General features: G+C 65.0%; 20 protein-coding genes and 1 tRNA gene. 9 read left to right on the top strand and 12 right to left on the bottom strand.

Annotation, left to right across the window (positions count from 1 at the left end; translation table 11 throughout):
- Positions 1-675 precede the first annotated feature (675 nt).
- Both AC5V87_RS21555 and AC5V87_RS21550 read left to right on the top strand, forming a co-directional pair.
- Positions 676-3,783 (top strand): DEAD/DEAH box helicase, encoded by a 3,108-nt coding sequence (locus tag AC5V87_RS21555; protein WP_495371929.1) that lies wholly within the window; start codon positions 676-678, stop codon positions 3,781-3,783.
- A gap of 350 nt (positions 3,784-4,133) precedes the next feature.
- A complete protein-coding gene (locus AC5V87_RS21550; protein WP_456838380.1) occupies positions 4,134-4,808 on the top strand; it encodes a hypothetical protein in 675 nt (224 codons plus the stop codon).
- A gap of 90 nt (positions 4,809-4,898) precedes the next feature.
- Here the strand turns inward: AC5V87_RS21550 and AC5V87_RS21545 are convergent, their stop codons facing one another.
- Positions 4,899-5,090 (bottom strand): hypothetical protein, encoded by a 192-nt coding sequence (locus AC5V87_RS21545; RefSeq protein WP_456838381.1) that lies wholly within the window; start codon positions 5,088-5,090, stop codon positions 4,899-4,901.
- A 382-nt stretch (positions 5,091-5,472) separates the two neighbouring features.
- On the opposite strand from AC5V87_RS21545, the gene AC5V87_RS21540 reads away from it, so the two are divergent.
- Positions 5,473-5,658 (top strand): hypothetical protein, encoded by a 186-nt coding sequence (locus AC5V87_RS21540; protein WP_456838382.1) that lies wholly within the window; start codon positions 5,473-5,475, stop codon positions 5,656-5,658.
- Positions 5,659-5,730: 72 nt separating this feature from the next.
- Here the strand turns inward: AC5V87_RS21540 and AC5V87_RS21535 are convergent, their stop codons facing one another.
- From AC5V87_RS21535 to AC5V87_RS21525, 3 genes are all read right to left on the bottom strand, one after another.
- The gene (locus AC5V87_RS21535) at positions 5,731-5,889 is read right to left on the bottom strand and encodes a hypothetical protein (RefSeq protein WP_495367701.1); all 159 of its coding nucleotides are present in this window, start codon (positions 5,887-5,889) and stop codon (positions 5,731-5,733) included.
- A gap of 98 nt (positions 5,890-5,987) precedes the next feature.
- Positions 5,988-6,146: a hypothetical protein gene (locus tag AC5V87_RS21530; protein WP_456838383.1), complete on the bottom strand. Its 159-nt coding sequence runs from the start codon at positions 6,144-6,146 to the stop codon at positions 5,988-5,990.
- Between the two features lie 436 nt (positions 6,147-6,582).
- Complete coding sequence (locus tag AC5V87_RS21525) at positions 6,583-6,753, bottom strand: hypothetical protein (RefSeq protein ID WP_235546311.1); 171 nt, start codon at positions 6,751-6,753, stop codon at positions 6,583-6,585.
- Between the two features lie 130 nt (positions 6,754-6,883).
- Between AC5V87_RS21525 and AC5V87_RS21520 the strand changes: the two genes are divergently transcribed.
- Positions 6,884-7,540: a methyltransferase domain-containing protein gene (locus AC5V87_RS21520; RefSeq protein WP_495367700.1), complete on the top strand. Its 657-nt coding sequence runs from the start codon at positions 6,884-6,886 to the stop codon at positions 7,538-7,540.
- A gap of 224 nt (positions 7,541-7,764) precedes the next feature.
- Here the strand turns inward: AC5V87_RS21520 and AC5V87_RS21515 are convergent.
- The 3 genes from AC5V87_RS21515 to AC5V87_RS21505 all read right to left on the bottom strand — a co-directional run bounded on the left by AC5V87_RS21515 (position 7,765) and on the right by AC5V87_RS21505 (position 11,636).
- Positions 7,765-7,840, bottom strand: a tRNA-Lys gene (locus AC5V87_RS21515).
- Between the two features lie 311 nt (positions 7,841-8,151).
- Complete coding sequence (locus AC5V87_RS21510; RefSeq protein ID WP_456838384.1) at positions 8,152-10,824, bottom strand: glycosyltransferase; 2,673 nt, start codon at positions 10,822-10,824, stop codon at positions 8,152-8,154.
- 218 nt (positions 10,825-11,042) lie between these two features.
- Positions 11,043-11,636 (bottom strand): beta-1-3, beta-1-6-glucan biosynthesis protein, encoded by a 594-nt coding sequence (locus AC5V87_RS21505; RefSeq protein WP_495367699.1) that lies wholly within the window; start codon positions 11,634-11,636, stop codon positions 11,043-11,045.
- Positions 11,637-11,868: 232 nt separating this feature from the next.
- Between AC5V87_RS21505 and AC5V87_RS21500 the strand changes: the two genes are divergently transcribed.
- A complete protein-coding gene (locus tag AC5V87_RS21500) occupies positions 11,869-13,524 on the top strand; it encodes a glycoside hydrolase family 17 protein (RefSeq protein WP_456838386.1) in 1,656 nt (551 codons plus the stop codon).
- Here the strand turns inward: AC5V87_RS21500 and AC5V87_RS21495 are convergent.
- Both AC5V87_RS21495 and AC5V87_RS21490 read right to left on the bottom strand, forming a co-directional pair.
- Complete coding sequence (locus AC5V87_RS21495; RefSeq protein WP_456838387.1) at positions 13,484-13,864, bottom strand: hypothetical protein; 381 nt, start codon at positions 13,862-13,864, stop codon at positions 13,484-13,486. The genes AC5V87_RS21500 and AC5V87_RS21495 overlap by 41 nt on opposite strands.
- 102 nt (positions 13,865-13,966) lie before the next feature.
- Positions 13,967-15,364 (bottom strand): hypothetical protein, encoded by a 1,398-nt coding sequence (locus AC5V87_RS21490; protein ID WP_495367698.1) that lies wholly within the window; start codon positions 15,362-15,364, stop codon positions 13,967-13,969.
- A gap of 169 nt (positions 15,365-15,533) precedes the next feature.
- Here AC5V87_RS21490 and glmU point away from each other — a divergent pair, with 169 nt between their 5' ends.
- Complete coding sequence (gene glmU, locus AC5V87_RS21485; RefSeq protein ID WP_495367697.1) at positions 15,534-16,889, top strand: bifunctional UDP-N-acetylglucosamine diphosphorylase/glucosamine-1-phosphate N-acetyltransferase GlmU; 1,356 nt, start codon at positions 15,534-15,536, stop codon at positions 16,887-16,889.
- A 4-nt stretch (positions 16,890-16,893) separates the two neighbouring features.
- On the opposite strand, the gene AC5V87_RS21480 is transcribed toward glmU, so the two are convergent.
- Positions 16,894-17,112, bottom strand: coding sequence for a hypothetical protein (locus AC5V87_RS21480; protein WP_027559236.1), 219 nt, complete (start codon positions 17,110-17,112; stop codon positions 16,894-16,896).
- Between the two features lie 221 nt (positions 17,113-17,333).
- Here AC5V87_RS21480 and glmS point away from each other — a divergent pair, with 221 nt between their 5' ends.
- The 3 genes from glmS (at position 17,334) to AC5V87_RS21465 (ending at position 20,969) form a co-directional block, all read left to right on the top strand.
- Positions 17,334-19,160: a glutamine--fructose-6-phosphate transaminase (isomerizing) gene (gene glmS, locus AC5V87_RS21475; RefSeq protein WP_495367696.1), complete on the top strand. Its 1,827-nt coding sequence runs from the start codon at positions 17,334-17,336 to the stop codon at positions 19,158-19,160.
- A 79-nt stretch (positions 19,161-19,239) separates the two neighbouring features.
- A complete protein-coding gene (locus AC5V87_RS21470) occupies positions 19,240-20,007 on the top strand; it encodes a DUF502 domain-containing protein (protein WP_456838390.1) in 768 nt (255 codons plus the stop codon).
- Positions 20,008-20,111: 104 nt separating this feature from the next.
- A complete protein-coding gene (locus AC5V87_RS21465) occupies positions 20,112-20,969 on the top strand; it encodes an NAD(P)-dependent oxidoreductase (protein ID WP_495367695.1) in 858 nt (285 codons plus the stop codon).
- Between the two features lie 10 nt (positions 20,970-20,979).
- On the opposite strand, the gene AC5V87_RS21460 is transcribed toward AC5V87_RS21465, so the two are convergent.
- Positions 20,980-21,501: a P-loop NTPase family protein gene (locus AC5V87_RS21460; RefSeq protein WP_456838392.1), complete on the bottom strand. Its 522-nt coding sequence runs from the start codon at positions 21,499-21,501 to the stop codon at positions 20,980-20,982.
- 165 nt (positions 21,502-21,666) lie between these two features.
- On the bottom strand, positions 21,667-23,775 hold the full coding sequence (gene recG / locus AC5V87_RS21455; RefSeq protein ID WP_456838393.1) for an ATP-dependent DNA helicase RecG: 2,109 nt from the start codon (positions 23,773-23,775) through the stop codon (positions 21,667-21,669).
- Positions 23,776-23,794: the final 19 nt, after the last annotated feature.

Genomic DNA, 23,794 nt, shown 5'->3' with positions numbered 1-23,794 from the left:
TAGCGCACGGCTCGCGAACTTCAAATCGGGAGGTGCGGTACCGCGTTCCGCCATCATGGGCGGGCCCCGGCCCGATCGCGCCAGCGGACTTCCGGCACGCTGGCATTGGAACGACTTCGCACTGAAAGCGTAGACTCCTAGCTCCCGGCCCATCCCCAAGCCCCCCAAGCCCCCGGGCCGCGAGAAAACCTTCCCACAAGGTTGGCGACCTCAGTAGCCCCCCGCACTGGGGTCGTTTGCTTTGCCGCGCCAGATGTGAACCAGCTCACAAGCGCCACGCGAGATCGCTGCTATGAGTGCCTCAATACTTGACCAATTCATTTCGAACGTAACGCCCCAGCGTGGCTCCAAGCGCTGGGGTTTTTCGTGCTGGCCATGCGCGCTTCGATCGTGCCCTGAGCGAGCGGCGAGTTCCCGGCTGCGGGCGTGGTCAACAGCCAAATATTTAGCAGCGCGACGGCCGCCCGGATGTTGCCGGGAGGCGTGCGTTCGCAGGGCAAATCCCATATGCATGGCGGCGCGCCGCCGAATCGACATGCGGCCCGCGCGCGTTCAGTTGACGACCAGAGACGGGTTCAAGTGAGGCTTGCCAAAAAAGCGCCGGTGACCAAGACATCGCCCAAGAAGAGCAAAGGATCGCAGCGCGCCACGATCTCGTCCTCGTCGCCTCTCGGTTTGCTGGCGCTGCATCTGCTTGCACAATGGAAGCAGTCCGGGCAGAGCGGCATCGTCTTTCTCGCCGAGAGCGAGACGAGGGCGGAGCGGCTCGGCAGCATCATTCACGCGCTCGACCCGTCCTGCGAGGTCCTGGTGTTTCCGCGCCTGAACACCTTGCCGTTCGATCAGCTGGAGCCGTCCCACGAGCTCGCAGGGCGCAGAGCCTCCGTGCTGAGACGTCTCACCAAGTCCAGGAGGCCGGTATTTCTCATCGCGACGGCGGAAGCTGTGATGGAGCGCCTGCCGCCGCCTCCGAGCCTCTCGCGCCTGAGCGTGAGCCTGAAGGTGGGCGGCGCGTTTTCCGAGCCCGAGCTCGAGGCACGGCTTCAGTCGCTCGGATATGATCTCGAGGACGAGCCGGATTATCCGGGCGGGGCGCTGTTTCACGGCCAGACCTTCGAGATCTTCCCTGCGGGCGCGCTCGGTCCGTTCAGGATCGAGCATTCGGGTCACACCATCGACCGCATCGTGGCTTTCGATCCGAAGGAGCACGAGATCATCTTCGAGACCAAAGAGCTGCTGGTCGATCCCATGTCGGAGCGGCTCGCCTTCGCCGGCAAACGCGGCAAGCGCGCCAGCCTGTTCGACTATTGCGGTCGCGCCAAATGGATCGCCGATGCAGGTGTCCCCTCGCATGTCGACGGGTGGTTGAGCACGATCGAGGAGGCGGCGCCGCGGGCGGAGCGGGAGCGAGAATATCTCGGACGGCGCGACTGGAAGCAGCTTGCAAAGGGCATGAAGGTGCTGCCGCGGACGGCCGCCCTTCAGACCGTGCCGGACTTTTCGAAAGTCACATCCGCGCGGAAGGTGCTGCGCGCCTTCGTCGAAGACGTGCAGCGGGCCGGCTCGCGGCTGATCTTCGTCGCGGCGCAGGAGGACGATCTGCGCGTGATGGAGCGGATGAGCGGCGTCAAGACGGAGCGCTGCGAAGACTGGGACGAGGCCGCAAGCGGGCGGGGCGGCGAAGCCTCGCTTCTGGCCGATCTCGATGCGGGCTTCATCGTGCCAGGGAAAAAGCCTCTCGTCGTCGTGACCGCTTCCGACGTGCTCGGCAGCCGGGCGCATCATGCCCAGCCGATGGCGCGCGCCTGGAGCACCGCGTTCGACCATGCCGACGTGCCGGAGCAGGGCACCGTTGTCGTGCATCTCCAGCGCGGCCTTGCCGTGCTCGACGGCTTGCAGACAGTGAACACCGGCGGCGGCGCGCTGCGGGAGATGGTCAGGCTGTCCTTTGCCGGCGACAATGCGGTTCTGGTGCCGCCGCCGGATCTGGCGCTGATGTGGCCTTATTCGGCCGAGCTCGGCAAGCTGGCGCTCGACAAGGCGGACGGCAGCACCTGGTGGGCTCGCCGCACCGAAGCCGAGCGCGAGATCCAGATCGCCGGCAAGGTGCTTGCCAAGCACATCAGCCAGCGCCGCCGGCGGCGCGGCGAGAAGCTGGTTCCGCCGGGATCGGCCTACGAGAAGTTCGTCGCGCGCTTCCCTTATTTTACGACCGTCGATCAGGCCAACGCGATCCGCGACGTGCTGGATGATCTCGCCTCCGGTCACCCGATGGACCGCGTGGTCTGCGGCGACGTCGGGTTCGGCAAGACCGAGGTGGCGCTGCGCGCGGCCGCCGCGGTGGTGCTCTCGGGCAAGCAGGTGGCGGTCGCGGTGCCGACGACGGTGCTGGCCCGGCAGCACACCGCAACTTTTCAGAAGCGCTTCGCTCCGTTCGGGATCGAGGTTGGCAACCTGTCGCGGGCGACCTCCGGCGCGGAGCTGCGCGAGACCAGGGAGGGGCTGCGCAGCGGCCGCATCAAGGTCGTGATCGGCACGCAGGCGCTGACTGGCAAGGACGTGAGGTTCGACGATCTCGGACTCGTCATCATCGACGAGGAGCAGCATTTCGGCGCGGCCGAGAAGGCAAAGCTCGCTAGCCTCGCCAAGAACGTCCATGTGCTGATGATGAGCGCCACGCCGATCCCGCGCACGCTCGCCGCCGGCCTTGCCGGCTTCCGCGACCTCAGCGTGATCGCTTCGCCCCCGGTGCACCGGCTTCCGGTCGCAACCAGGATTGCACCGCTGTCCGATGCGGCCATTGCCTCGGCGCTGCTGCGCGAGCAGCGCCGCCACGGGCAGAGCTTCCTGATCTGCCCGCGCATCCAGGATCTCGAGCCGATGGTGGCGCGGGTGCAGGCGGTGGCGCCAGACCTTCGCATCGTCTGCCTGCACGGCAAATTGCCGGCGGAGGAAATCGACGACCGCATGATGAGCTTCGTCGAGGGCGAAGCCGACGTCCTGCTCGCCACCAACATCGTCGAGAGCGGCCTCGACATTCCCCGCGCCAACACCATTGTGGTGTGCTGGCCCGAAAAGTTCGGTCTCGCCCAGTTGCACCAGCTCCGCGGCCGGGTCGGCCGCAGCGGCATCCGCGCCTTCGCCCATCTCCTGACCGAGACGGCGTCCGGACAGTCCGAGAAGCGGCTCGCGGTGCTCGAGGAGTTCAGCCGGCCCGGCGCGGGCTTTGCCATCAGCGAGCGCGATCTCGACCTGCGCGGCGCCGGCGATCTGTTCTCGGAGCAGCAGTCCGGTCATGTCCAGGTGTTCGGGCCCGTGCTGTACAGCCACCTCCTGAAAATGGCCTCGGAGAAGGTCGACGAGGAGCGCGCCGCGGTCTGGGTGCCCGACCTGAACCTTCCGGTCGGAGACATGCTGCCCGAGACTTATGTGCAGTCCGAGCCGGTGCGGCTCGAGCTCTATGCGCGCGCCGCCCGATGCGGCAGCGAGGACGAGCTCGACGAACTCGAGGAGGAAACCTCCCGCCGCTTCGGGGCGCTGCCGAAGGCCGCGCGCGACTTCTTCGCCGCGGCCAACCTCAGGATCGAGTGCAAGCGCAGAGGCATCATCCGGCTCGACGTCGGCCCCGAGGCCGTGGCCGCAACATTCCTGCCGGGGCGGCTGCGCAAGTCGCGCGGGAAGTCACTGCAACGCGACGGCGATCGCGTCGTGTATCACGCCAAGATGCGGGACGCGCCGTTCGAGCGGGTCGAGGAGTTGTTCGAGGTGCTGGACGAGGGGTAGGCCGCCCCGAAAACTGCGAAAACAACCCCATGCACAGTAGCAACGTGCTGCCGGCACGATGACCTGTGCAAGCCGGCGGAAAGATCGGTTTGACACGTCGGGCAAAACAGTGGCATTCTGGCAATATTCGGAAAATCCGCTGTGGCTGCCGTGGGACCGCAGCTTCATCCCCTCGCATGGACCCCGTATTCGGCCGGAGTGATCGGGCCCATCAGCCGGTCCCGTCGCTAACCTGGAATTAATCCAAAAAGCTCACAATTTTAGGCAGTTGTGTAAGTGGGTGCTGCGTAAAGGACTCGTCGCGAGGACGTTCCAGCGTCGGCTTCCTTTTGCTCGCTCATTTGAGGTCAATGCCAGTGACCACGACATCCGAAGCGCAAGGCCTTGTCGAACAACTTGATCCCGAAGCGCTCGCGCTCGCCGCAGCGCCCGACCCCGCAGCCCCGGAAGCCGAACTGCCGGCCAAGCCTTCCGGCCGGAAAACGGTGCTGGTCCTGGCCGTATGTGCCTTGGCCATCAACGGTGCGGCGGCGATCTATTCGCTGCCGTCTGATCTGCCGTCGCTGACTGTCAGCAGGCTGGCCGAACTGCTTCCGCGTCCGCAAGCCACCGCGCCGAAATCGGATCCGGTCGTCGTTGCCCTGAAGGACATTCAGTCGGCCCAGCAGCAACACGCGGCTTCGCTGCAGGCGAACAATGACTTGGTGCAGCAAAATGCGGCTCTGCTCCAGCAGGACTCGATGGTGCTGCTGTCCCTGCGCCAGAGCATCACGGACGAGCGGGTCGATGTGAGGAAGATATCGTCGCAGCTGTCCACCCTGATCGCGAAGGTCGACTCGCTGCAAAACACGATGATGTCGGACGTCACGTCCTCCATTCGACGAGCGAACGCCCGCTATGGACTATCCGCCGCGATGCACAAGCGGCTGGTGCGGCAGTCGAAGCCTGTCGGACCTGTCGGGCCTGTTTCCGTCGGAGGAGCTCCGCTGAGCACGCCGGCTGCGACTTCGGCTCCGGAGAGCTGAGGGCAGATCGCGGCACTGGTCCGCTTCAAGCCGGTCTTCGCCCTTGACGTCCAGGGGCAGCCGGTTCGTGCTGGCGCGGTGCTTCTGAGATCAGCCTTTCAATTCTCCTCCGCTGAATTCAGAGAGTATCCGGTACGCTTCCTCTGCTTGCTCCCTCGTCAAATTGGCTGCCCAGTCCGTTCCGATCAGCGCCGGCCCCTTGCGCTCTCGATCGTAGACCATCCAGCCGATGCCTCCCGTCCGAACCAAAAATCGGCCCTGCGCCGGCGTTCTGTCACTCACGGTTAGCCTCCCACTTACTTGCTGCAACCGGCCGAGTAAGCCGCACCATTCTCTCGGATGCATTCGTCCATGTGAATCAACTCGGGAAAAACTGGCAATGCGCAGCACCGGTGTTCCTGCCCGGAACAGGTCTGCGAATGTGCTGAAGCGAACAGAGCAGCGCTTCGATCTCGGAGTAAGCTCGCAGCTGCTTGGCCTTCCCCTATGGCCGAGCACCTCCAGCGGCCCCGGCCTTACACCCCCCAAAAGCCCCACGGCCGGGGCCGTCTTGCGGCTCCGTCGAGATGGCCGACGCCCAAGTCGTCCTCCCCGAGTCCGATTGACTCTGCCGTTTCCCCGTCAAACTATTGGTCGGGAAAAGATGGCAAATGGGGCGCGCGCCATGAAGGACTACCAGGCTCAGCTGGAGAAATTGCGCACGGACGCGGCCGAGTGCGCTCTGATCCGCGATCTTGCGACCGACAAAGCCAAGCGCGAGCTATTTGACCGGCTGGCCAATCATCTGACCGTGCTCGCGCAGCAAGTCGAGATGGCGATGCTGGAGCGGCGCAAAGGCGCTGAACCGTAAGGCCGCCGCAGGTGCTGACGGTTCACAAGCCGTCCACGACGACGGTCGCCGGGCGGAGAGCGAGCGCGAGGATTATCGGGTCGGAGGCGCCTTCCATCCATAGGACTGACGCGCGATCTGGCCAGTGACGTCGAGATCCCTCTCGTCAGAGAGGCGCCAGGCCGCCACACCGAAACAGACGGTCAGAACCACGGCGGCAACTAGCAGCAGCATCGATAAAAACTGGCTCACGCCTACACCCCTGAACGCGACGCATCAATGGAGCGACCACAGAACGTCGATTCGGAAAATGCAGGCGCGCTGACGCATCCCGCGTTCTCCCCATCAAGTCACGTCGGACCAAAGGCGCTCACGATTCCGATCGTGATGGGGACCAGCGCCACGATGGTCCAAAGGGCGGGCGAGCTGGAGGAAAGGCCAACGATCAGTATCCAGGCACCGAAGCCTACAAGGAACGCCGAGATGGCGTAGGCAAGGGCTTTTCCCATCGTTCGATCTACGCGCAACATAGGATCGATTTGCGCCTGTAAGAGTCCTCACGAATGGAAACGTTCCTATCATCCGCTGCGGCGGCGCATCGCTCCCGTGCACATCACCGCGCGATCCCGCGGTCGATCGTTCCGGGGCGGACCTGAATCCTCGCGCGCGCTTCGCAGTTCCCGGCTGAGCGATGAGGCAACGCAGCGGTGGCAGAAACAGTGCCTCGTCCCATCTCGGCCGAGGGGGATAGCGATCGATTGCGTTGTCAGCCGGCGTCGGCGATCCGATGGGGTGGTCGATTTCTGGATGGCGAAAGTGGAGCGGCTAACGCGCGATGAGACTTAGATGAATCGTCATCGCGCTTCAGGTTGTTGTTGCGCATGATCTTTCCGGAAAACCGCTTGGCATTTTGCCCTGGCGCGGCCCTCCGGTCCGGATCACGCTTTAGGCGGCTTGCTCTTCAAACGAGGTGTAGATCCGGCCAGTTGGATCAACGATCTGAACGTCCCAGCACCCGTCCTCGACCAGCTCTCTGGCCTTCTTGAGGGCCGCCGCGAGTGACAGCCGCTTGAGGCTGACGACGCCTGCCGTGTCGAAACCGCTGATTTCAAACATGCCGCTCCCTCCTGATCTTCTCGAATGCTACACCTTTCCAGCGCGGTGTCTCCCGGCTTTTTGGGGGGCAGGCAGTTGGAACGGACGAGATTTGAGTGTGCACTATCACCGTACCCCGGAGCCAACCGTTATGGACTTCGTTCAGAGAGCAAAGCGTAAGCTGTTTCCGCCGCGGGAGGTCATTGAGGGGTACGAAAACCCAGAGTTGGTGGAGACGATCTTCCTTAAGACAATCAACTACGAGCCGAGCGGGAACTGGCCGCTCGTCATGGGCGTGAACACCGTTCTCGATTTCGGCGGCGGCGCTGGCTTGCATTACAAGCTTGCCCGCCAGCAGCGCCCGGACATCCGCTGGGCCGTGGTCGAGACGCCGGCCATGGTGCATCGCGCTCGGGAGCTCGCCACTGACCGGTTGATGTTCTTCGAGCGCATTGAGCAGGCCGCGAATTGGCTCGGGATCGTCGATCTCGTCCATTCGAACGGAGCCATACAGTATGTTCGCGACCCGATCGAAACCATCAGAAGCCTCTGTCTGGTGCGGGCGGCGGCGCTTGCTTGGCACCGCGTGCCGCTCAGCGATGAGAGCAGGCGTGAGATGCAGACTTCATACCTGAGTGACAACGGTCCAGGCACATTACGCGCTTCGTCGGAGAAGCTCGTACGTTACGATCGGACTTGGATTTCCGAACAAGCGTTCATTGACGCGCACAAGAGCTATCGCGTTGCTGAGCGCGGCCCAGATCCTGCCGAGCGGGGGACACAGCAATTCAAGTTCGAGCGCTGTTAATTGCGGGTTCGACGACATCCCGCCGACGGGAGTCTGATCGGCCGCATGGGGCGGAGCGCATCTGCCTGGATCTGGCGGGCGAGGCCACTTCGCCAGAAGAGCGGGCGGGCCTTGCGATCATGACCGGCAACTATCGCGAGGCCATCCTCGATCGCCGTAGTCGATCTGCAGACAGAGAGCCTTTTGAATTGACTGGAGTTTCGGCTTAAGTCTTTGATTCCGCTTGGTGAGCGCGCTGGGGCTCGAACCCAGGACCCCGTGATTAAAAGTCACGTGCTCTACCGGCTGAGCTACGCGCTCCCATGGCCGCGGATGGCATTCCAAGAAATCGCCATCGCCTTCGGACATTTGAGAAGCATGTCTTGCCGCGACGTTGGCGTTGCGGGGAAAACCGGCTGTTTCCGGATCATGCTTTCGGCCCGCGCTGTGTAGGGGCAGTGGCTGCGGAGGTCAATAGTGCGGGTGGCTGCCGAAACTGGCGGCAGGGGCGGGGATTTGCTCGCGGTGTCCGTGGCTTAAGGCGGAATTTCCAACCCGATTGGCGGGCGGCCATCCACGCCGAAGAGCACGTGACTTTTAATCACGGGCTCTCGGGTGACCGGACCGTCTCCTTACTGGTTCGCCTCCCGCCTGACCTCGCTCGGCACCGGCTGCGGCGTGCCGGCGGGGGTCGGCAGGGCAACGGGCCGCAGGCCAATCAGCTCGGCGGTGCGGATCGCGCTGTCGCGCCAGAACTGGAACGAGTTGATGCGGCTGAGCTCGAGGATGGCGATCGCCACCGCCGCGAGGAACGGCAGGCTCTGCAACACCAGCACGCCGGCGAAGATGTAGATCTCGGTGATCTGGCGGAAGCTGTTGGAGGCGACCAGCACGCCGGCCCCGACCAGCAGCAGGATGCCGATCACGGCTTCCCAGAACGCCTGGAACTCGATCGACATCCGCGACAGGCCGCCCTTGGAGGTCCGTGCGAAGGCGATGTGCTCGGTGATGAGGCCCTGCGCCACGGCGCGCGACACCGTCCATTGCACGCTCATCGCGGCGATCATGGCGCCCAGCATCTGGCCGGGTTTGATCGCGACGCGGGCGCGGTACATCGACAGGAAGTGCACCAGCGAGACGATGAAGGCGCCGATGATCGGCAGCGTCAGGATCTTGTCGGGAATGGCGATGTCGGCAAAGGCGACGATCGGCACCCAGACGAGATTCAGCAGTGCCACGACCACGCCGAGGCTTTCGGCGCCCAGCCAGTTCAGCCAGCCGAGGCCGTATTCGCGCTTCTGGTCGGGCGTCAGCCGGCTCTTGCCCGGCAGGAAGTGCCGCCAGTGCTTCTTCACGATCTGGAGGCCGCCATAGGCCCAGCGGTGACGCTGCTTCTTGAAGGCCTCGTAGGTGTCGGGGAGCAGGCCGCGGCCATAGCGGTGGTTGGTGTAATGCGAGACCCAGCCGAGCTCCTGGATCGCAAGGCCGAGATCGCTGTCCTCGCAGATCGTGTCGGACGACCAGCCGCCCGCCATGTCCATCGCGGCGCGGCGGATCAGGCACATCGTGCCGTGCACGATGACCGCGTTGACCTCGTTGCGCTGGACCATGCCGATGTCGAAGAACCCGGCATATTCGCCGTTCATGATGTAGTGCATGATCGACAGGTCGCCGTCGCGATGCTCCTGCGGCGCCTGCACGAGGCCGACGCGCGGATCGGCGAATGCCGGCACGAGGTCCTTCAGCCAGTCGGGATCGACGACATAGTCGGCATCGATGATGCCGATGATCTCGGCATCGACGGCGGTGCGGTCCATCGCGATGCGCAGCGCACCGGCCTTGAAGCCCTGCACCTTCTCGGCATTGATGAACTTGAAGCGCTCACCGAGCGCGCGGCAATGGTCCTGGATCGGCTGCCAGAAGGCGGGATCCGGCGTGTTGTTGATGATGACGACGCATTCGTAGTTCGGATAGTTCAGCCGCGACAGCGCATCGAGCGTCTGCTTCATCATCTCGACCGGCTCGAAATAGGCTGGGATGTGGATCGAGACCTTCGGGTAGTAATTCTCAGGCACATTCTCGATCGGCTTGTCCTTGGTGAGCAGCCGCTGCGGCGGCCGGCCGAATGCGACGGCCGCGATCTCGTCAATGCGCGCCATGGCGATGAGGACCAGCGGAACCAGCAGGATCATGCCGAGCGTCAGCGCGAAGGCCGAGCCGAAGATGAAATAGTGGCTGTTCCAGAACGCGAACACGGTCGCAGTCCAGGCACCGACGCCGTTGGCGGTCGCCGACAGCAGGAAGGCCTGTTTCGCGGTCGGTTTTTCCAGCCGCAGGATCGGCAACGAGAGCAGAATGCCGACCAGCAGGGCGATTCCCATCAGCTTCCAGTAATCGGGGTTCTCGACCGGGCCGGTCCAGGCGAATTTCGGCTCGCGGCTGGCGTTAAGGATGCCCCAGTATGGACCGACGCCACCTTCGAAGAATTTCCAGGGCTGATCGATCGCTTCGACGATGTTGTATTCCATGCCGATGGCTTCGGCGCGGCTGACGAAGTTGCGCAAGGTCAGCGCCTGCTGGAACGGACCCGGATCGGCGTTGCGCAAATTGTAGCCCTGGCTCGGCCAGCCGAACTCGGCGATCACGATGCGCTTGCCGGGGAACAGGTTGCGCAAGAGATTGTAGCGGTCGACGGCCTGGTCGACTGCCTGGTCCGAGCGGAAGTTTTCCCAATAGGGCAGCACGTGCGCGGCGATGAAGTCGACGTTGGAAGCAAGCTCCGGATTGTCGCGCCAGATGTTCCAGATCTCGCCTGTGGTGACGGGCACGCGGACCGCGCCCTTCACCTTCTTGATCATGTCGATGAGATCTTCGACCTTCTGCTCGCCGCGGTAGATCACCTCGTTGCCGACGACGACGCCCACGACGTTGCTGTTCCTGCGGGCGAGCTCGATCGCGGCCTTGATCTCGCGCTCGTTGCGATCCTTGTCCTTGTCGATCCAGGCGCCGACCGTGACCTTGAGGCCGAACTCGGCCGCGATCGGCGGCACCAGTTCCACGCCGCCGGTGGACGAATACAGACGGATCGCGCGCGTCATGGTCGACAGCGTCTTCAGGTCGGCGCGGATTTTCTCGATGGTCGGGATGTTGTCGATATCAGGGTGGGCCGAGCCCTCGAACGGCGCGTAGGAGACGCTCGGCAGGAGGCCCTTGAAGTCGGGCGCGGGTTGCTTATCGCGCAAGACTCCCCACAGCCCTGCATGAAGCACGGACACAAGCAACAGAACGGCGGCGACAACGCGCATCGCGGCTAAACCAAAAGGGGCTGAGGTGGCAGGGAAGCGGATCTGACCCCGAGATCCGACCGAGTCCGCGGCAAATGGAGCATACCTCCGCCGCGCGGTTTCACAACTGTCATGGCCTCATGTCCTTATAAGGGCATGGCCTTTTCAGGAAATGCGCGGCAGTGCCAACCGTCTCTTTGGGCGATCGTTCCTGAACGGCGGCTGAAGGTGCCTTCCGATCATTTCTGCGGCGCCGGTGTCGGACTTGCCGCAGGCGAGGGGCTGGCGGCCGGCTGCGGAGCCTGCGAACTGCCTGGCGTCGCCGCCGGCTGAGAGGCCGCGGCCGCCGCCTGCTGCGGCTGGGAGGCCGGGTTGATCCAGCAGGCGTGCACGCGGCTGTCCAGGGTCTCGGCGACCTTGGGATCGATCTGGCCGCCGAACCGGGTCAGGCAGCGGAACGCGGCCTGGATGTGGCCGCCGGGACAGCCGAAGCGGTCATAGAGGTCGAGATGACGGAACGCGGTATCGAGGTCATCGCGCCACATCAATCTGACAACGCGCCGGCCGAGCCAGACGCATTCGGGGTTGCCGGCCGGGCCGTTGATGACCTGGGCGGCTTCTGCAAACTCGTCGGTGCGGCGCTGGTTCTGGGCGGCGTCTTTGGCGGCGGCGTCGGCGGGCTGGGCGGCGGCCTTGCCCTGATCCGGAGCCGGCGTGCCGCTCTGGGCGAACGCGCCACCGAAACCGATCATGACGACCAGGGAGGAAACGGCCAAGGTGGCGGCGAACTGCCGCAGGACCGCATTTCGTAACTGACGCACCCGTTGCCGCATGAATTCCCCAATTTCTCCGCTGACCGCCCGCGTCAGGATCCCGCGGACGCGCCGGTGATGGCGTCCAAATGGGTCTCCAATGCGGCGGAAAAGTCCCGCCGAGTCCCATGACCTGTATTTGGAATTTTGTCCAGCAAAGTCACGATCCTAGGCCCCTGTCGAACGGCCGCAGGTAAATTCCTCGAGCGGAGCGATGGATCCACGCGGAGTGCCCCCTTGGCAGACGGCGTAGATGCGGGTAATCGACGGCCCTTCGCGGAGGACGGAACCTATTTCTCTTCGTACGCCACTGGCGCTTCTGCTCGTCTCATTGGGGGTGATCGCTGCCGTGTGGTGGTGGCTTGCCACGCCGATCACGCTCGCGCGCGCCCCAATCGATCCCGCCGAGAAGGTTCAATGCGTCTCCTACGCGCCGTTCCGCGGCGAGCAGTCGCCGCTGAACGCCTGGACCCATATCGAGGCCGATCAGATCGAGCAGGACCTGCGCCAGCTCAAGGAGATCACCGACTGCGTCCGCACCTATTCGATGGAGAACGGGCTCGATCAGGTGCCGGCGATCGCCGCCAAGGTCGGCGGCATGAAGGTTCTGCAGGGCATCTGGCTGTCCAGCAACCGCACCAAGAATTTCGAGCAAGCATCGCTCGCCGTTCGCCTCACCAAGCAATTCCCCGAGGTCATCACCGCGGTCATCGTCGGCAACGAGGTGCTGCTGCGCGGCGAGATGACGACGGCGGACCTCGTCTCCATCATCCGCTCGGTGAAGGCGCAGGTCAGCGTGCCCGTGACCTATGCCGACGTCTGGGAGTTCTGGCTGAAGAACCGCGAGATCTATGACGCGGTCGATTTCGTCACGATCCACATCCTGCCCTATTGGGAGGACTTCCCGGTCAAGGCGAAGTTCGCAGCGTCCCATGTCGAGAGCATCCGCGAGCGCATGGCGGTGGCGTTTCCGGGCAAGGAAATCCTGATCGGCGAAACCGGCTGGCCCAGCGAAGGCCGCATGCGCGACGGCGCGCTGCCCTCGCGCACCAACCAGGCGCGCGTCGTCTCGGAAATCCTCAGCCTTGCGAAGGCGCAGAAATTCCGCGTCAATCTGATCGAGTCCTACGACCAGCCCTGGAAGCGCAGGCTGGAAGGCACCGTCGGCGGCTATTGGGGTCTCTATGACTCGGTGCGGAGGAATCTGAAATATCCGCCGGGCCAGCCGATCAGCAATTTCCCGTACTGGAAATGGTACATGGGCGCCGGCATGGGCCTGTGCGTGCTGGTGTTCGCGGTCGCAGGCCTCACGCTGCGGCGGCGGCCGTGGACGCCGCGCTTCTCGGCCTGGCTCGGTGTTGCCATCTCGGCGACATCGGCGGGCATCCTGCTCGGGATCGGCGCCGACAAGATGTATTACGAGAGCTACGGCATCGGCGGCTGGCTGCACTGGGGTGCGCTGCTGCTCGCCGGCATCCTGTCGCCGATCTTCTGCGCGCAGGCGATGGTGATCGGCCGGAGCTTGCCGACCTTCCTCGACCTGCTCGGTCCGCGCGAGGGACGGAAATGGTCGAAGCTGACGGCCGTGCTGGGTCTCACGCTGGCGCTGACTGCCGTGATCGCGGCGCAGACCGCGCTCGCCTTCGTATTCGACCCGCGCTACCACGACTTCCCCTACGCCTCGCTGACGATGGCGGTGGTGCCGTTCGCGCTCCTGATGCTGAACCGCCCGCAGATCGGCCAGCGTCCGATCGCGGAAGCGGTGTTCGCTGGCGTGCTCGCGCTGTCGGCGGTCTATGTGATGTTCAACGAGGGCCGCGAGAACTGGCAGTCGCTGTGGACCTGCGCGATCTATCTCTTGTTCGCGCTCACGCTGTGGCGGGCGCGGGCCGAGCAAATCCAAGAATGAGCAGGCCGATCGCCAAGCCCGACAGCACGACATTGTAGAGCACGATGCCGAGCCCGGCGGCAATGATGCCGACGGTGAGCAGCACGATCGACGGCCGCATCAGGTTCAGCGTCGCCACCACCAGCGCGACGATCCCGAACACCGAATTCTTGAACAGCACGGTCGCGACCGCGCGCGCCTTGCAGATCAGCGTCTGCAGTCCGGCGTCGCAGGCAAGCCCGACGGAAGAGAGCTCGATCCCGAGATAGCGCAAGTAGAGCGCATAGCCGACTGACGTGAAGCCGACGACGATCAGGAACTGGACCTGGTAGGGCGTGAGGCGAAAGGGTTTTTTGGTCATGGCCGCAATATGGTCGGGATGAAGGGAAGGGGCAACAGGGGAGAGCTGGGTTTCCTGCGGATTGACGCTAAGGATGTCCGGCCAAATCAAGTGTCGAGATGACTAGCGCCTGAAGAACGACGAGAGCGTCGATCCGGCCGATGCCGTTTCCGGCTTGGCCGGCGCCGGCTGCTGGGGCGCTGCAGGTGCCGGCGCGGGCTCCTCGCGCTTCGATGATCGCTTGGAGGAGTAGCTGCGGCGATGCTTCTCCGGCTTGGCAGCCGGTGCGGGAGCAGGGGCGGTCTCGGCTTGGGGGACCGCGTCCTGGTTCTTCTCGGAGTTCTTCTCCTGGACCCGGTCCTGCGCCTTTTCTTGACCTTTCTCCTGGCTCTTGTCTTGTCCCTTGTCCTGCCCCTTGTCCGAACCGCCCCGCATCGACAGCCGCTGGCCGTCGAACACGGTGGTCTCGCAATGGCGATCGTTTTCGGCGAGGCCCGCGCAGAGCTTTGCGGCAGCGGCGGCATTGATCAGCGGGCCTGCGCCGAGGCGAAGCTGCATGCCGAGGCCGCTGCTGCCTTCCTTGATCATGATGATCGGCCGCAGGCCCGCGACTTCCGGGTGGGTCTTGGTCACGCCGCGCCAGAGCGCGCGCAGGCCATCGATGGAATTGGCGCCGCCGAGCTCGATCGCAAAACGCGTCTGCTGGACCGCGATCGCCGGCGCTTCGTTTTCGGTGGCTTCCTGCGGCTTGGCTGATGCGGCCGCCACCTCGGTCGGGCCAGGCGGCGGCTCGGTTTTCTTCTCGGCGGCCTTCTCGGTCGCCTCGGATTGAATCAGTTTCGATGCAGCCGGATCGGGGGGCGCCATCATCGACTTGGAAGGCACCAGCGGGATGGCCGGTAGCGCTGCGGTCGCTGCCGGCGCCTGCTGCACCAGCGAGGCGGCAGCCGCGGTCTGCGGCGGCGGGCTCGCCGGCTCCTTTGCAGTGTCCTTCTGGGCGTCCTTCGCGGCGTCCCTGGACGCCTCGGTGCGCGGCTTGTCACTGCCGGAGGCCGGCGTCGAGGCGACCGGCGCGACGCTGGGAGCCGCGGGCGCTGCATCCTGGGGCTTTGTGCCTTGCGGCGGTGCGGCGGTCTGCCTGGCAATGGCGCCAGTGACGGAATCGAGCCCTTGCTCCAGCACGGTGACGCGCGAATAGAGCCGGTCGCGATCATTGTTCAACGTCTCGATGGCAGCAGCGAGCCGGCGCGCCTCGTTCTGGCTTTCCTTGGTCAGCATCTGGAGCCGGTCGGCCTGGCGCGCGAGATCGGCGGAGGCAACCTGGTCGCGCCGCCAGCCGAGCTGGGCTTGATTGGCCATCACGGCGACCACGACGGCACCGACGGCCGCCGCGCCCCAGGTCCCCAGCCGCCACATCATGCTGCGATCGAGTGCGCTTTCCTCGGCCAAAAGTCCGGAGAACAGCCCGCCGGTCTCCTTGGTGCCGAAGGCATCCGCCAGTGGGTCGGAATCCTTTGCCATGAACGTATAAGTGCCCAGCCCGATCGGGCGTCCCCGAATCAATGGGGAACATTAACAGGAAAACCCACTCGCACTTGAATTCCGGGCGTTTGCGGGGGTAGCAAGGCGCCCGTGAGGGCGGCTCGCCACCCGTCGCGCAATTGATTCGGCCATATCTGACAGGATTTCGATGACCGCCCGTTCAAGCCTCACGATCGTGCTCGCCGCCGGCGAGGGCACGCGCATGCGATCGAGCCTGCCGAAAGTGCTGCATCCGGTCGCGCATCAGACTCTGCTCGCCCATGTGCTCGCCGCCGCGCCCAAGGGAACCGGCGCCTCGCTCGCCGTCGTGATCGGCCCCGATCATCAGGCGGTCGCGGACGAGGCGAGGCGGATCAGGCCCGATGCGCTCACCTTCGTGCAGGCCGAGCGCCTCGGCACCGCGCATGCGGTGCTGGCGGCGCGCGAGGCGATCGCGCGCGGCGTCGACGATCTCCTGATCGCGTTCGGCGACACGCCGCTGATCTCGGCCGAGACCTTTGCGCGGCTGCGCGCGCCACTGGCCAAGGGCGCCGCGATCGCCGCCCTCGGCTTCCGCGCCGCCGATCCCACTGGGTATGGCCGCTTCATCGTCGAGGGCGACCATCTCATCGCGATCCGCGAGCAGGCCGATGCCAGCGAGGACGAGCGCAAGATCGATCTGTGCAATGCCGGCGTGATGGCGATCGACGGACGCCGCGCGCTCGACATCGTCGGGCAGATCGGCAATGCCAATTCCAAGGGCGAATATTACCTCACCGACGCGGTCGACATCGTCCGCAAGCAGGGATGGGAGTCCATGGTGATCGAGACCAGCGAAGACGAAGTGCGGGGCATCAACACCAAGGCGCAGCTCGCCGAGGCGGAAGCCGTGATGCAGGCGCGGCTGCGCAAGGCGGCGATGGAGGCGGGCGTCACGCTGATCGCGCCGGAGACCGTTTATCTCTCGGCCGACACCGTGTTCGGCAAGGACGTGACCATCGAGCCGTTCGTGGTGATCGGGCCGGGCGTGTCGATCGCTGACGGCACGGTGATCCACTCGTTCTCGCATATCGTCGAGACCACGCTCGGCAAGAAGGTCTCGATCGGCCCCTACGCGCGGCTTCGGCCCGGCACCTCGCTCGGCGACGGCGCGCGGATCGGCAATTTCGTGGAGACCAAGGCGGCGACGCTGGAGGCCGGCGTCAAGGTCAACCATCTCTCCTACATCGGCGATGCCACCATCGGCGCCAATTCCAACATCGGCGCCGGCACCATCACCTGCAACTACGATGGCTTCAAGAAGCACAAGACTGCCATCGGGCAGGGGGCCTTCGTCGGCACCAACTCCTCGCTGGTTGCACCCGTGAAAATCGGCAACGGCGCCTATATCGGCTCGGGCTCGGTGATCACCCGCGACGTGCCTGATGATGCCATGGCGCTGGAGCGCAACCAGCAGACCATCCGGGAAGGCGGCGCCACGCGCTACCGCGAGCTGAAGACCGGCGGCAAGAAACCGGAGAAGTAGACCGCTATTCGTCGTCGGCGAATTCGGAGAAGATCGCGCGGGTCAGGCGCCAGCCGCGCGGCTTGGCGCGCTTGGCCGGCTCGCCTTGCACATGCTTGACGAAGACGGGCTTGCTTTCCTTGCCGCGCATGGGCGGCGGCCAATGCGCAAGGTGCGTGCCCGAGGTTTCGCTGGCACGCAGATACATCGACGACAGACCCTTGCGGTCGGACGAGCCTTTCATGACCTTGTTCTCCTGACCGGAATCGTTGGTCAAACTTGTTGACAAGGAGTTAACGCGCGCGGTTAAAGGCCGGCCACATCGACGCAGGCGGAGGGCGCGCCGTCATCGGCTGCTGTCGCAATCCGTCATAATTATTGAGTATCTGGTTCCTTAGGAACTTCGCTAGAAAACGGGCGCGTCGTTTAGGCTATTTTTCGACGTTTTGGGGGATAGTGATCCGCATGTGCGGGATTGTCGGCATTCTCGGGCGCGAGCCGGTTGCAGAGCAATTGGTGGATTCGCTCAAACGTCTCGAATATCGCGGTTATGACTCCGCGGGCGTCGCGACGCTCGAAGGCAAGCATCTGGAGCGCCGCCGCGCCGAGGGCAAGCTGAAGAATCTGGAGAAGCGGCTGGAAGCCGAGCCGCTGAAGGGCACGACCGGCATCGGGCACACGCGCTGGGCCACCCACGGCAAGCCGACGGTCAACAATGCCCACCCGCACGCGACCGAGCGCGTCGCGGTCGTCCACAACGGCATCATCGAGAATTTCCGCGAGCTGCGCGAGGAACTCGAGGCCAAGGGCACGGTATTCCACACCGAAACCGACACCGAGATCGTGCTGCATCTCGTCGACGACCTCTTGACCCGCGGCAACAAGCCGGTGGAAGCGGTGAAGCTGACGCTGGCGCGTCTGCGCGGCGCCTTCGCGCTCGGCTTCATCTTCGCCGGCGACGACGACCTCATGATCGGCGCCCGCAACGGCCCGCCGCTTGCGATCGGCTTTGGCGACGGCGAGATGTATCTCGGCTCCGATGCCATTGCGCTCGGCCCGTTCACCGACACGATCAGCTATCTCGAGGACGGCGACTGGGTCGTGCTGACCCGCAAGAGCGCGACGATCTTCGACAAGGACGGAAACGCCGTCCAGCGCGAGAAGATCAAGCACGCCGCCTCGACCTCGCTGGTCGACAAGGCCAATTACCGCCACTTCATGGCGAAGGAGATCCACGAGCAGCCGGAAGTGGTCGGCCATACGCTCGCGCGCTACGTCGACATGGCGACCGAGCGCGTCGCTCTGCCGGTCACGCTGCCGTTCGACTTCAAGACCATCCAGCGCATCAACATCACCGCGTGCGGCACCGCGAGCTATGCCGGCTTCGTCGCCAAATACTGGTTCGAGCGGTTTGCGCGCGTGCCGGTGGAGGTCGATGTCGCCTCCGAATTCCGCTACCGCGAGGCGCCGCTGCGCAAGGGCGATCTCGCCATCTTCATCTCGCAATCGGGCGAGACCGCCGACACGCTGGCGGCGCTGCGCTATGCGAAGGCCGAGGGCGTGCATACGGTTGCTGTCGTCAACGTGCCGACCTCCACGATCGCGCGCGAGAGCGAGACCGTGCTGCAAACGCTCGCGGGACCCGAGATTGGCGTCGCCTCGACCAAGGCCTTCACCTGCCAGCTCATGGTGCTGGCAAACCTTGCAATTGCCGCAGGCAAGGCTCGCGGCGAGCTGTCCGAGGAGGACGAGATCAAGCTCGTCCATGGCCTCGTCGAGATCCCGCGCCTGATGGCGGATGCGCTCACCACCGAGCCTCAGATCGAGAAGCTCGCGCACCGGATCGCAAAATCCCGCGACGTGCTCTATCTCGGGCGCGGCACCAGCTTCCCGCTTGCGCTCGAAGGTGCGCTGAAGCTGAAGGAGATCTCCTACATCCACGCCGAGGGATATGCCGCCGGCGAGCTCAAGCACGGGCCGATCGCGCTGATCGACGAGACCATGCCCGTCGTCGTCATCGCGCCCTATGACCGCGTGTTCGAGAAGACCGTCTCCAACATGCAGGAGGTCGCCGCTCGCGGCGGCAACATCATCCTGATGACCGACGCCAAGGGCGCCGCGGAGGCGACGGTGGATTCGCTCGTCACCATCGTGATGCCGGATATGGCCGCGGCGTTCACGCCGATGGTCTATTCCGTTCCCGTGCAGCTGCTCGCCTACCATACCGCGGTGGTGATGGGGACCGATGTTGACCAGCCGCGCAACCTCGCGAAATCGGTGACGGTGGAATAGGCAGAACGGACCAGGCCGCGCTCTTCCAAAACCTGCTAGAAGCCCCTAGCTTGTGTGCTGCGACCGACCTGGAACCCGAATGACCACCCGCGACGACGCGCCTGCGCCTCTTGATGCCCTGCCGGAACCGCATACCGGCCTGATGGGCCGCTTCCGCAACTATTTCCTGACCGGCCTCGTGGTGACGGGGCCGATCGCGATTACGCTCTATCTGGTCTGGTGGTTCGTGACCTGGGTCGACGGCGTGGTGCGGCCGTTCGTCCCGCTGGCCTATCGTCCCGAAACGTATCTGCCTTACGGCGTGCCAGGCTGGGGACTGATTGTCGCATTCTTCACGCTGACGCTGGTCGGCTTCCTTGCAGCCAATCTGATCGGGCGGACGCTGGTCGATGTCGGCGAGACCTTTCTCGGCCGGATCCCGGCGGTGCGCGCGATCTATCGCGGCCTGAAGCAGGTGTTCGAGACGCTGTTCTCGGGCAAGGGCTCGAGCTTCCGGAAAGTGGGCCTTGTCGAGTTTCCCTCACCGGGCATGTGGTCGATCGTGCTGATCTCGCAATCACCGAACGAGGACATTTCGCGCAACCTGCCGGGGCAAGAGGAGCATGTCTCGGTATTTCTGCCGTGCTCGCCGAACCCGACCACCGGGTTCTTCTTCTATGTGCCGAAGAGCAAGATCATCGAGGTGGATCTCAGCGCCGAAGACGCCGCGACGCTGATCATGTCGGCCGGTGTGGTGCAGCCGGGCTCGGCGCCCGATCCGAAGAAGGCCGCCGCGCTCGCGGGCATGGCGAATGCGGCGCGCATTGCCAACGCCTCGCTCCAGCCGGAGCCTGCGAAGGCGGAGTAGGGCCATTCCCGCGCGGGATGGCCGCGTTCACGCGGGCATTCGCATCCTCTGTTATGCTCCAATCGATCTGAGCGCCTCGCTCGGAATTCGACCTGGAGTGCACGATGTCCAAAACCATTGCGATCCTCGCCCCCGGTGCCATGGGCAGCGCCGTAGCCCGCCGCCTCAGCGAGCACGGCGCGCGCGTGCTGACGTCGTTGAAGGGACGCAGCGAAGCAACGCTGAAACGCGCGGCTGACGCCGGCATGATCGGCGCCGAGGACGATGCCATTGCGGACGCCGACATCATCCTGTCGATCGTGCCCCCGGGCGAGGCGGTCGCTCTGGCAGAGCGGCTGGCCGCGCTGATCGTGCGGCGTGAGAAGAAGCCGGTCGTGGTCGACTGCAACGCCGTGAATGTCGATACCGTGCAAAGGATCGAGGAGATCATCGGCTCGGCGCAGGCGCGCTTCGTCGATGGCGGCATCATCGGCTTCCCGCCGCAGCCCGGCGGCAAGAGCCCGGCCTTCTACATGTCCGGCGAGTGCGCCGGCGAATTGGCTGTGCTCAAGGATCTCGGTCTCGATGTGCGGATCGTCGAGGGCCCGGTCGGCGCGGCGTCGGCGCTGAAAATGTCCTATGCCGGAATCGTCAAGGGCCTCGCCGGCATCGGCTCGGCCATGGTGATTGCGGCGACGAAAGCGGGCGCGGCCGAGGCGCTGCGCGACGAAATCGCGCTGAGCCAGCCCGCGATCCTGGCCCGGCTCGAAATCGCATTGCCGGACATGATTCCGAAAGCCTATCGCTGGGTCGCGGAGATGCGGGAGATTTCCGGCTTCCTCGGAGCCGACCATCCGGCGAGCCAGATCTACGAGGGCTTTGCGCGCTGGTTCGAGCATCTCGCCGCAGACGCGAATGGCGAGGCGGTTGATGCGGAATTGCTGAAGGCGTTTGCCGCGCGTGTTGCCCAGAAGAAATCCTGATTCGCCGGCTTTACTCGCCGTGCACCGAGACGGACTCCAGAAAGCCCTGGATGTCCCGGTCGCGCCTCAGGCGCACGACCGGGACATCAGGACCGTATTGCATGCGCTCGGCCTCGATGACCGGCACGCGCTCGACATCGTAGCGCCACGCTTCCTTCATCAGTTTCCAGTCGAACTGTTCCGGACACCCTTCCGGTAAATCAGGCCGGGTCTTGTCGCGATCGAACGCGGACCGCCAGAGAATGCGCCACTGGCAGAGCCAGCGCGGGCGGTCGATCACGACCAGAACATCGGCGCGCGCGATCGTGAGATCGAACGCCAGGCCCGAGAAACTACCGTCGACGACCCACGCGTCAGTCGCGATTGCATCCGCGACGCGCGTGCGAAAGCTGGCCTTGTCCGACGGCTTCCAGCCCGGCCGCCAGTACAGCACGTCGAGATGCACCACCGGCAGCCCAAGCTTTCGCCCGAGCTTCAGGGCGAAGCTCGTCTTTCCGCTTCCCTGGGAACCAACGACGATGATCCGGCGCATCGCGGGAAGATTTCACGAAATCTGCATCTCGGAAAGGTCGGGCCTTCCAGGTCTGCTTTATTGCCTCGCAAGTCATCGAGCGAATTCGCGGCCTGACTTCGCTGCGCTCGCAAGGACGGAGACGGCGCGAGCCCGTCTGTCACGATCTTTGCGGCGGCGCTCCAGCTAGCCCGCTCCGATCAGCGGGATCGCCTCGTCCCGCTCGTAGAGATACAGGAGGCAGCGCAGCGCCTCGCCGCGCTCGCCCTTCAGCTTGGGATCGTCCTTGAGAATGCGAAGCGCTTCGTCTCTCGCCTGGGTGATGAGCTGGCCGTGCACCTCCGAGCGCGCGATGCGATAGCCGGGCAGGCCGCTCTGGCGCACGCCCAGCACGTCGCCTTCGCCGCGCAGCTTCAGATCCTCCTCGGCGATGCGGAAGCCGTCGGTGGTTTCGCGGATCACCTTGAGACGCGCCTTGGACATCTCGCCGAGCGGCTCGCCGTAGAGCAGGATACAGGTCGAGGCCTCCGAGCCGCGGCCGATGCGGCCGCGCAGCTGGTGCAACTGGGCGAGGCCGAAGCGTTCGGCGTTCTCGATCACCATGATGGTCGCCGCGGGCACGTCGACGCCCACCTCGACGACGGTGGTCGCGACCAGAAGGCCGATCTCGTGGGCAGCGAACTGGCCCATGACGCGGTCTTTCTCGGTGCCTTTCATCTGGCCGTGGACGAGCCCGACACGGTCGCCGAAGCGCTTTTGCAGGCTCTCGAAGCGCTTGGTCGCGTTCGTCAGGTGCGCGGTGCCCTCGGCCTCGGATTCCTCGACCAAGGGGCAGATCCAGTAGACCAGCTTGCCGGATTCGAGCGCGCGGCCGACACCCTCCATCACCTCGCTGATCCGGCTCATCGGCACCGCGCGGGTGTCGATCGGCTGCCGGCCGGCCGGCTTTTCGCGCAGCTCGCTGATGTCCATGTCGCCGAAATAGGTCAGCACCAGCGTGCGCGGGATCGGAGTGGCGCTCAGCACCAGCACGTCGACGGCTTCGCCCTTGGACGTCAACGCGAGCCGCTCGCGCACGCCAAAGCGGTGCTGCTCGTCGACGATGGCGAGCGCGAGATCCCTGAAGACAATATCGTCCTGGATCAGCGCATGGGTGCCGACGAGCAGGTCGATCTCGCCTTCGGCAAGCTGGGTGATGATCTCGCGCCGCTCCTTACCCTTCTCCCGGCCGGTGAGAATCGCGACGCGCATGCCCGCGCGTTCGGCGAGCGGCGCGATCGTCTTGATGTGCTGGCGCGCCAGGATTTCGGTCGGGGCCATCAGCGCGGCCTGCTTGCCGACCTCGACGACAGCCGCGGCCGCCAGCAGCGCCACCACGGTCTTGCCGGAGCCGACATCGCCCTGGAGCAGGCGCAGCATGCGCACCGGCTGCTTCAGGTCCTCGGCAATGGCGGCCGCGGCGCTGCGCTGGGAGGGCGTAAGCGAGTAAGGAAGGGCGTCGATGATCTTGTTGCGCAGGTGGCCGTCGCCGGCATTGCGCGCGCCGGCGGGCCGGCGCAATTGCGCGCGGATCAGCGCAAGGGCGAGCTGGCCGGCAAGCAGCTCGTCGAAGGCGAGGCGGGACCAGAAGCGCTGATCCGGCAAGATGTCCGTCAGCTCGACCGGCTGATGCACGCGATTGAGCGCTTCGTTAACAGGCGGGAAATTGCAGCGACGCATCACCTCCGGGCTGATCCACTCCGGCAAGGCAGGGAGCTTCTGCAGCGCCTGCGCGATCGCGCGGCGGAGCGAGCCGAGCGCGAGGCCCTCGGTCAGCGGATAGACCGGATCGATGCCGGAAAGTTTGGAGATCGCCTCCTCGTCGAGCACGCGATCGGGATGCACGATCTGCGGGATTCCGTCGTACATCTGCAGCGTGCCGGAGACGAAGCGCTTCTCGCCCATCGGCAGCAGCTTCTCGACATAGCCGGGCTTGGCGCGGAAGAACGTCAGCACGACGTCGCCGGTGTCGTCGCTGGCATAGACCAGATACGGCGCGCGTGAATTGCGCGGCGGAGGCGGGCGGTGGCGGTCGACGGTGACCTCCAATGTCACCATGGTTCCGACGGCGGCGTCGCGGATTTTCGGCCGGGCCCGGCGATCGATTACCTGACTCGGCAGATGCAGCAGCAGATCGACCAGCCGCGGCGTCTCGTTCCGGCTGAGCAGATACTGCAGCAGCTTGTCCTGCTTCGGACCGACGCCGGGCAGGCTGGTCACGGGAGCAAACAGCGGATTGAGCAGGCTGGGGCGCATTCTCGCAACATTCGTCATG

Source organism: Bradyrhizobium sp. SOJA106, assembly GCF_059448745.1.
The sequence above is the reverse complement of the archived record's forward strand: the minus strand, read 5'-3'. Positions and strand labels throughout refer to the sequence as shown.

Coding starts and splice junctions, on each gene's coding strand:
- AC5V87_RS21480 (WP_027559236.1), bottom strand. CDS start 17,112: ATGAAAGGCTCGTCCGACCGCAAGGGTCTGTCGTCGATGTATCTGCGT.
- AC5V87_RS21505 (WP_495367699.1), bottom strand. CDS start 11,636: ATGCGGCAACGGGTGCGTCAGTTACGAAATGCGGTCCTGCGGCAGTTC.
- AC5V87_RS21495 (WP_456838387.1), bottom strand. CDS start 13,864: ATGACCAAAAAACCCTTTCGCCTCACGCCCTACCAGGTCCAGTTCCTG.
- AC5V87_RS21540 (WP_456838382.1), top strand. CDS start 5,473: ATGAAGGACTACCAGGCTCAGCTGGAGAAATTGCGCACGGACGCGGCC.
- recG (WP_456838393.1), bottom strand. CDS start 23,775: ATGCGCCCCAGCCTGCTCAATCCGCTGTTTGCTCCCGTGACCAGCCTG.
- AC5V87_RS21465 (WP_495367695.1), top strand. CDS start 20,112: ATGTCCAAAACCATTGCGATCCTCGCCCCCGGTGCCATGGGCAGCGCC.
- AC5V87_RS21520 (WP_495367700.1), top strand. CDS start 6,884: ATGGACTTCGTTCAGAGAGCAAAGCGTAAGCTGTTTCCGCCGCGGGAG.
- AC5V87_RS21490 (WP_495367698.1), bottom strand. CDS start 15,364: ATGGCAAAGGATTCCGACCCACTGGCGGATGCCTTCGGCACCAAGGAG.
- glmS (WP_495367696.1), top strand. CDS start 17,334: ATGTGCGGGATTGTCGGCATTCTCGGGCGCGAGCCGGTTGCAGAGCAA.
- AC5V87_RS21510 (WP_456838384.1), bottom strand. CDS start 10,824: ATGCGCGTTGTCGCCGCCGTTCTGTTGCTTGTGTCCGTGCTTCATGCA.
- AC5V87_RS21470 (WP_456838390.1), top strand. CDS start 19,240: ATGACCACCCGCGACGACGCGCCTGCGCCTCTTGATGCCCTGCCGGAA.
- AC5V87_RS21550 (WP_456838380.1), top strand. CDS start 4,134: ATGCCAGTGACCACGACATCCGAAGCGCAAGGCCTTGTCGAACAACTT.
- AC5V87_RS21500 (WP_456838386.1), top strand. CDS start 11,869: ATGCGGGTAATCGACGGCCCTTCGCGGAGGACGGAACCTATTTCTCTT.
- AC5V87_RS21525 (WP_235546311.1), bottom strand. CDS start 6,753: ATGTTTGAAATCAGCGGTTTCGACACGGCAGGCGTCGTCAGCCTCAAG.
- AC5V87_RS21530 (WP_456838383.1), bottom strand. CDS start 6,146: ATGGGAAAAGCCCTTGCCTACGCCATCTCGGCGTTCCTTGTAGGCTTC.
- AC5V87_RS21460 (WP_456838392.1), bottom strand. CDS start 21,501: ATGCGCCGGATCATCGTCGTTGGTTCCCAGGGAAGCGGAAAGACGAGC.
- glmU (WP_495367697.1), top strand. CDS start 15,534: ATGACCGCCCGTTCAAGCCTCACGATCGTGCTCGCCGCCGGCGAGGGC.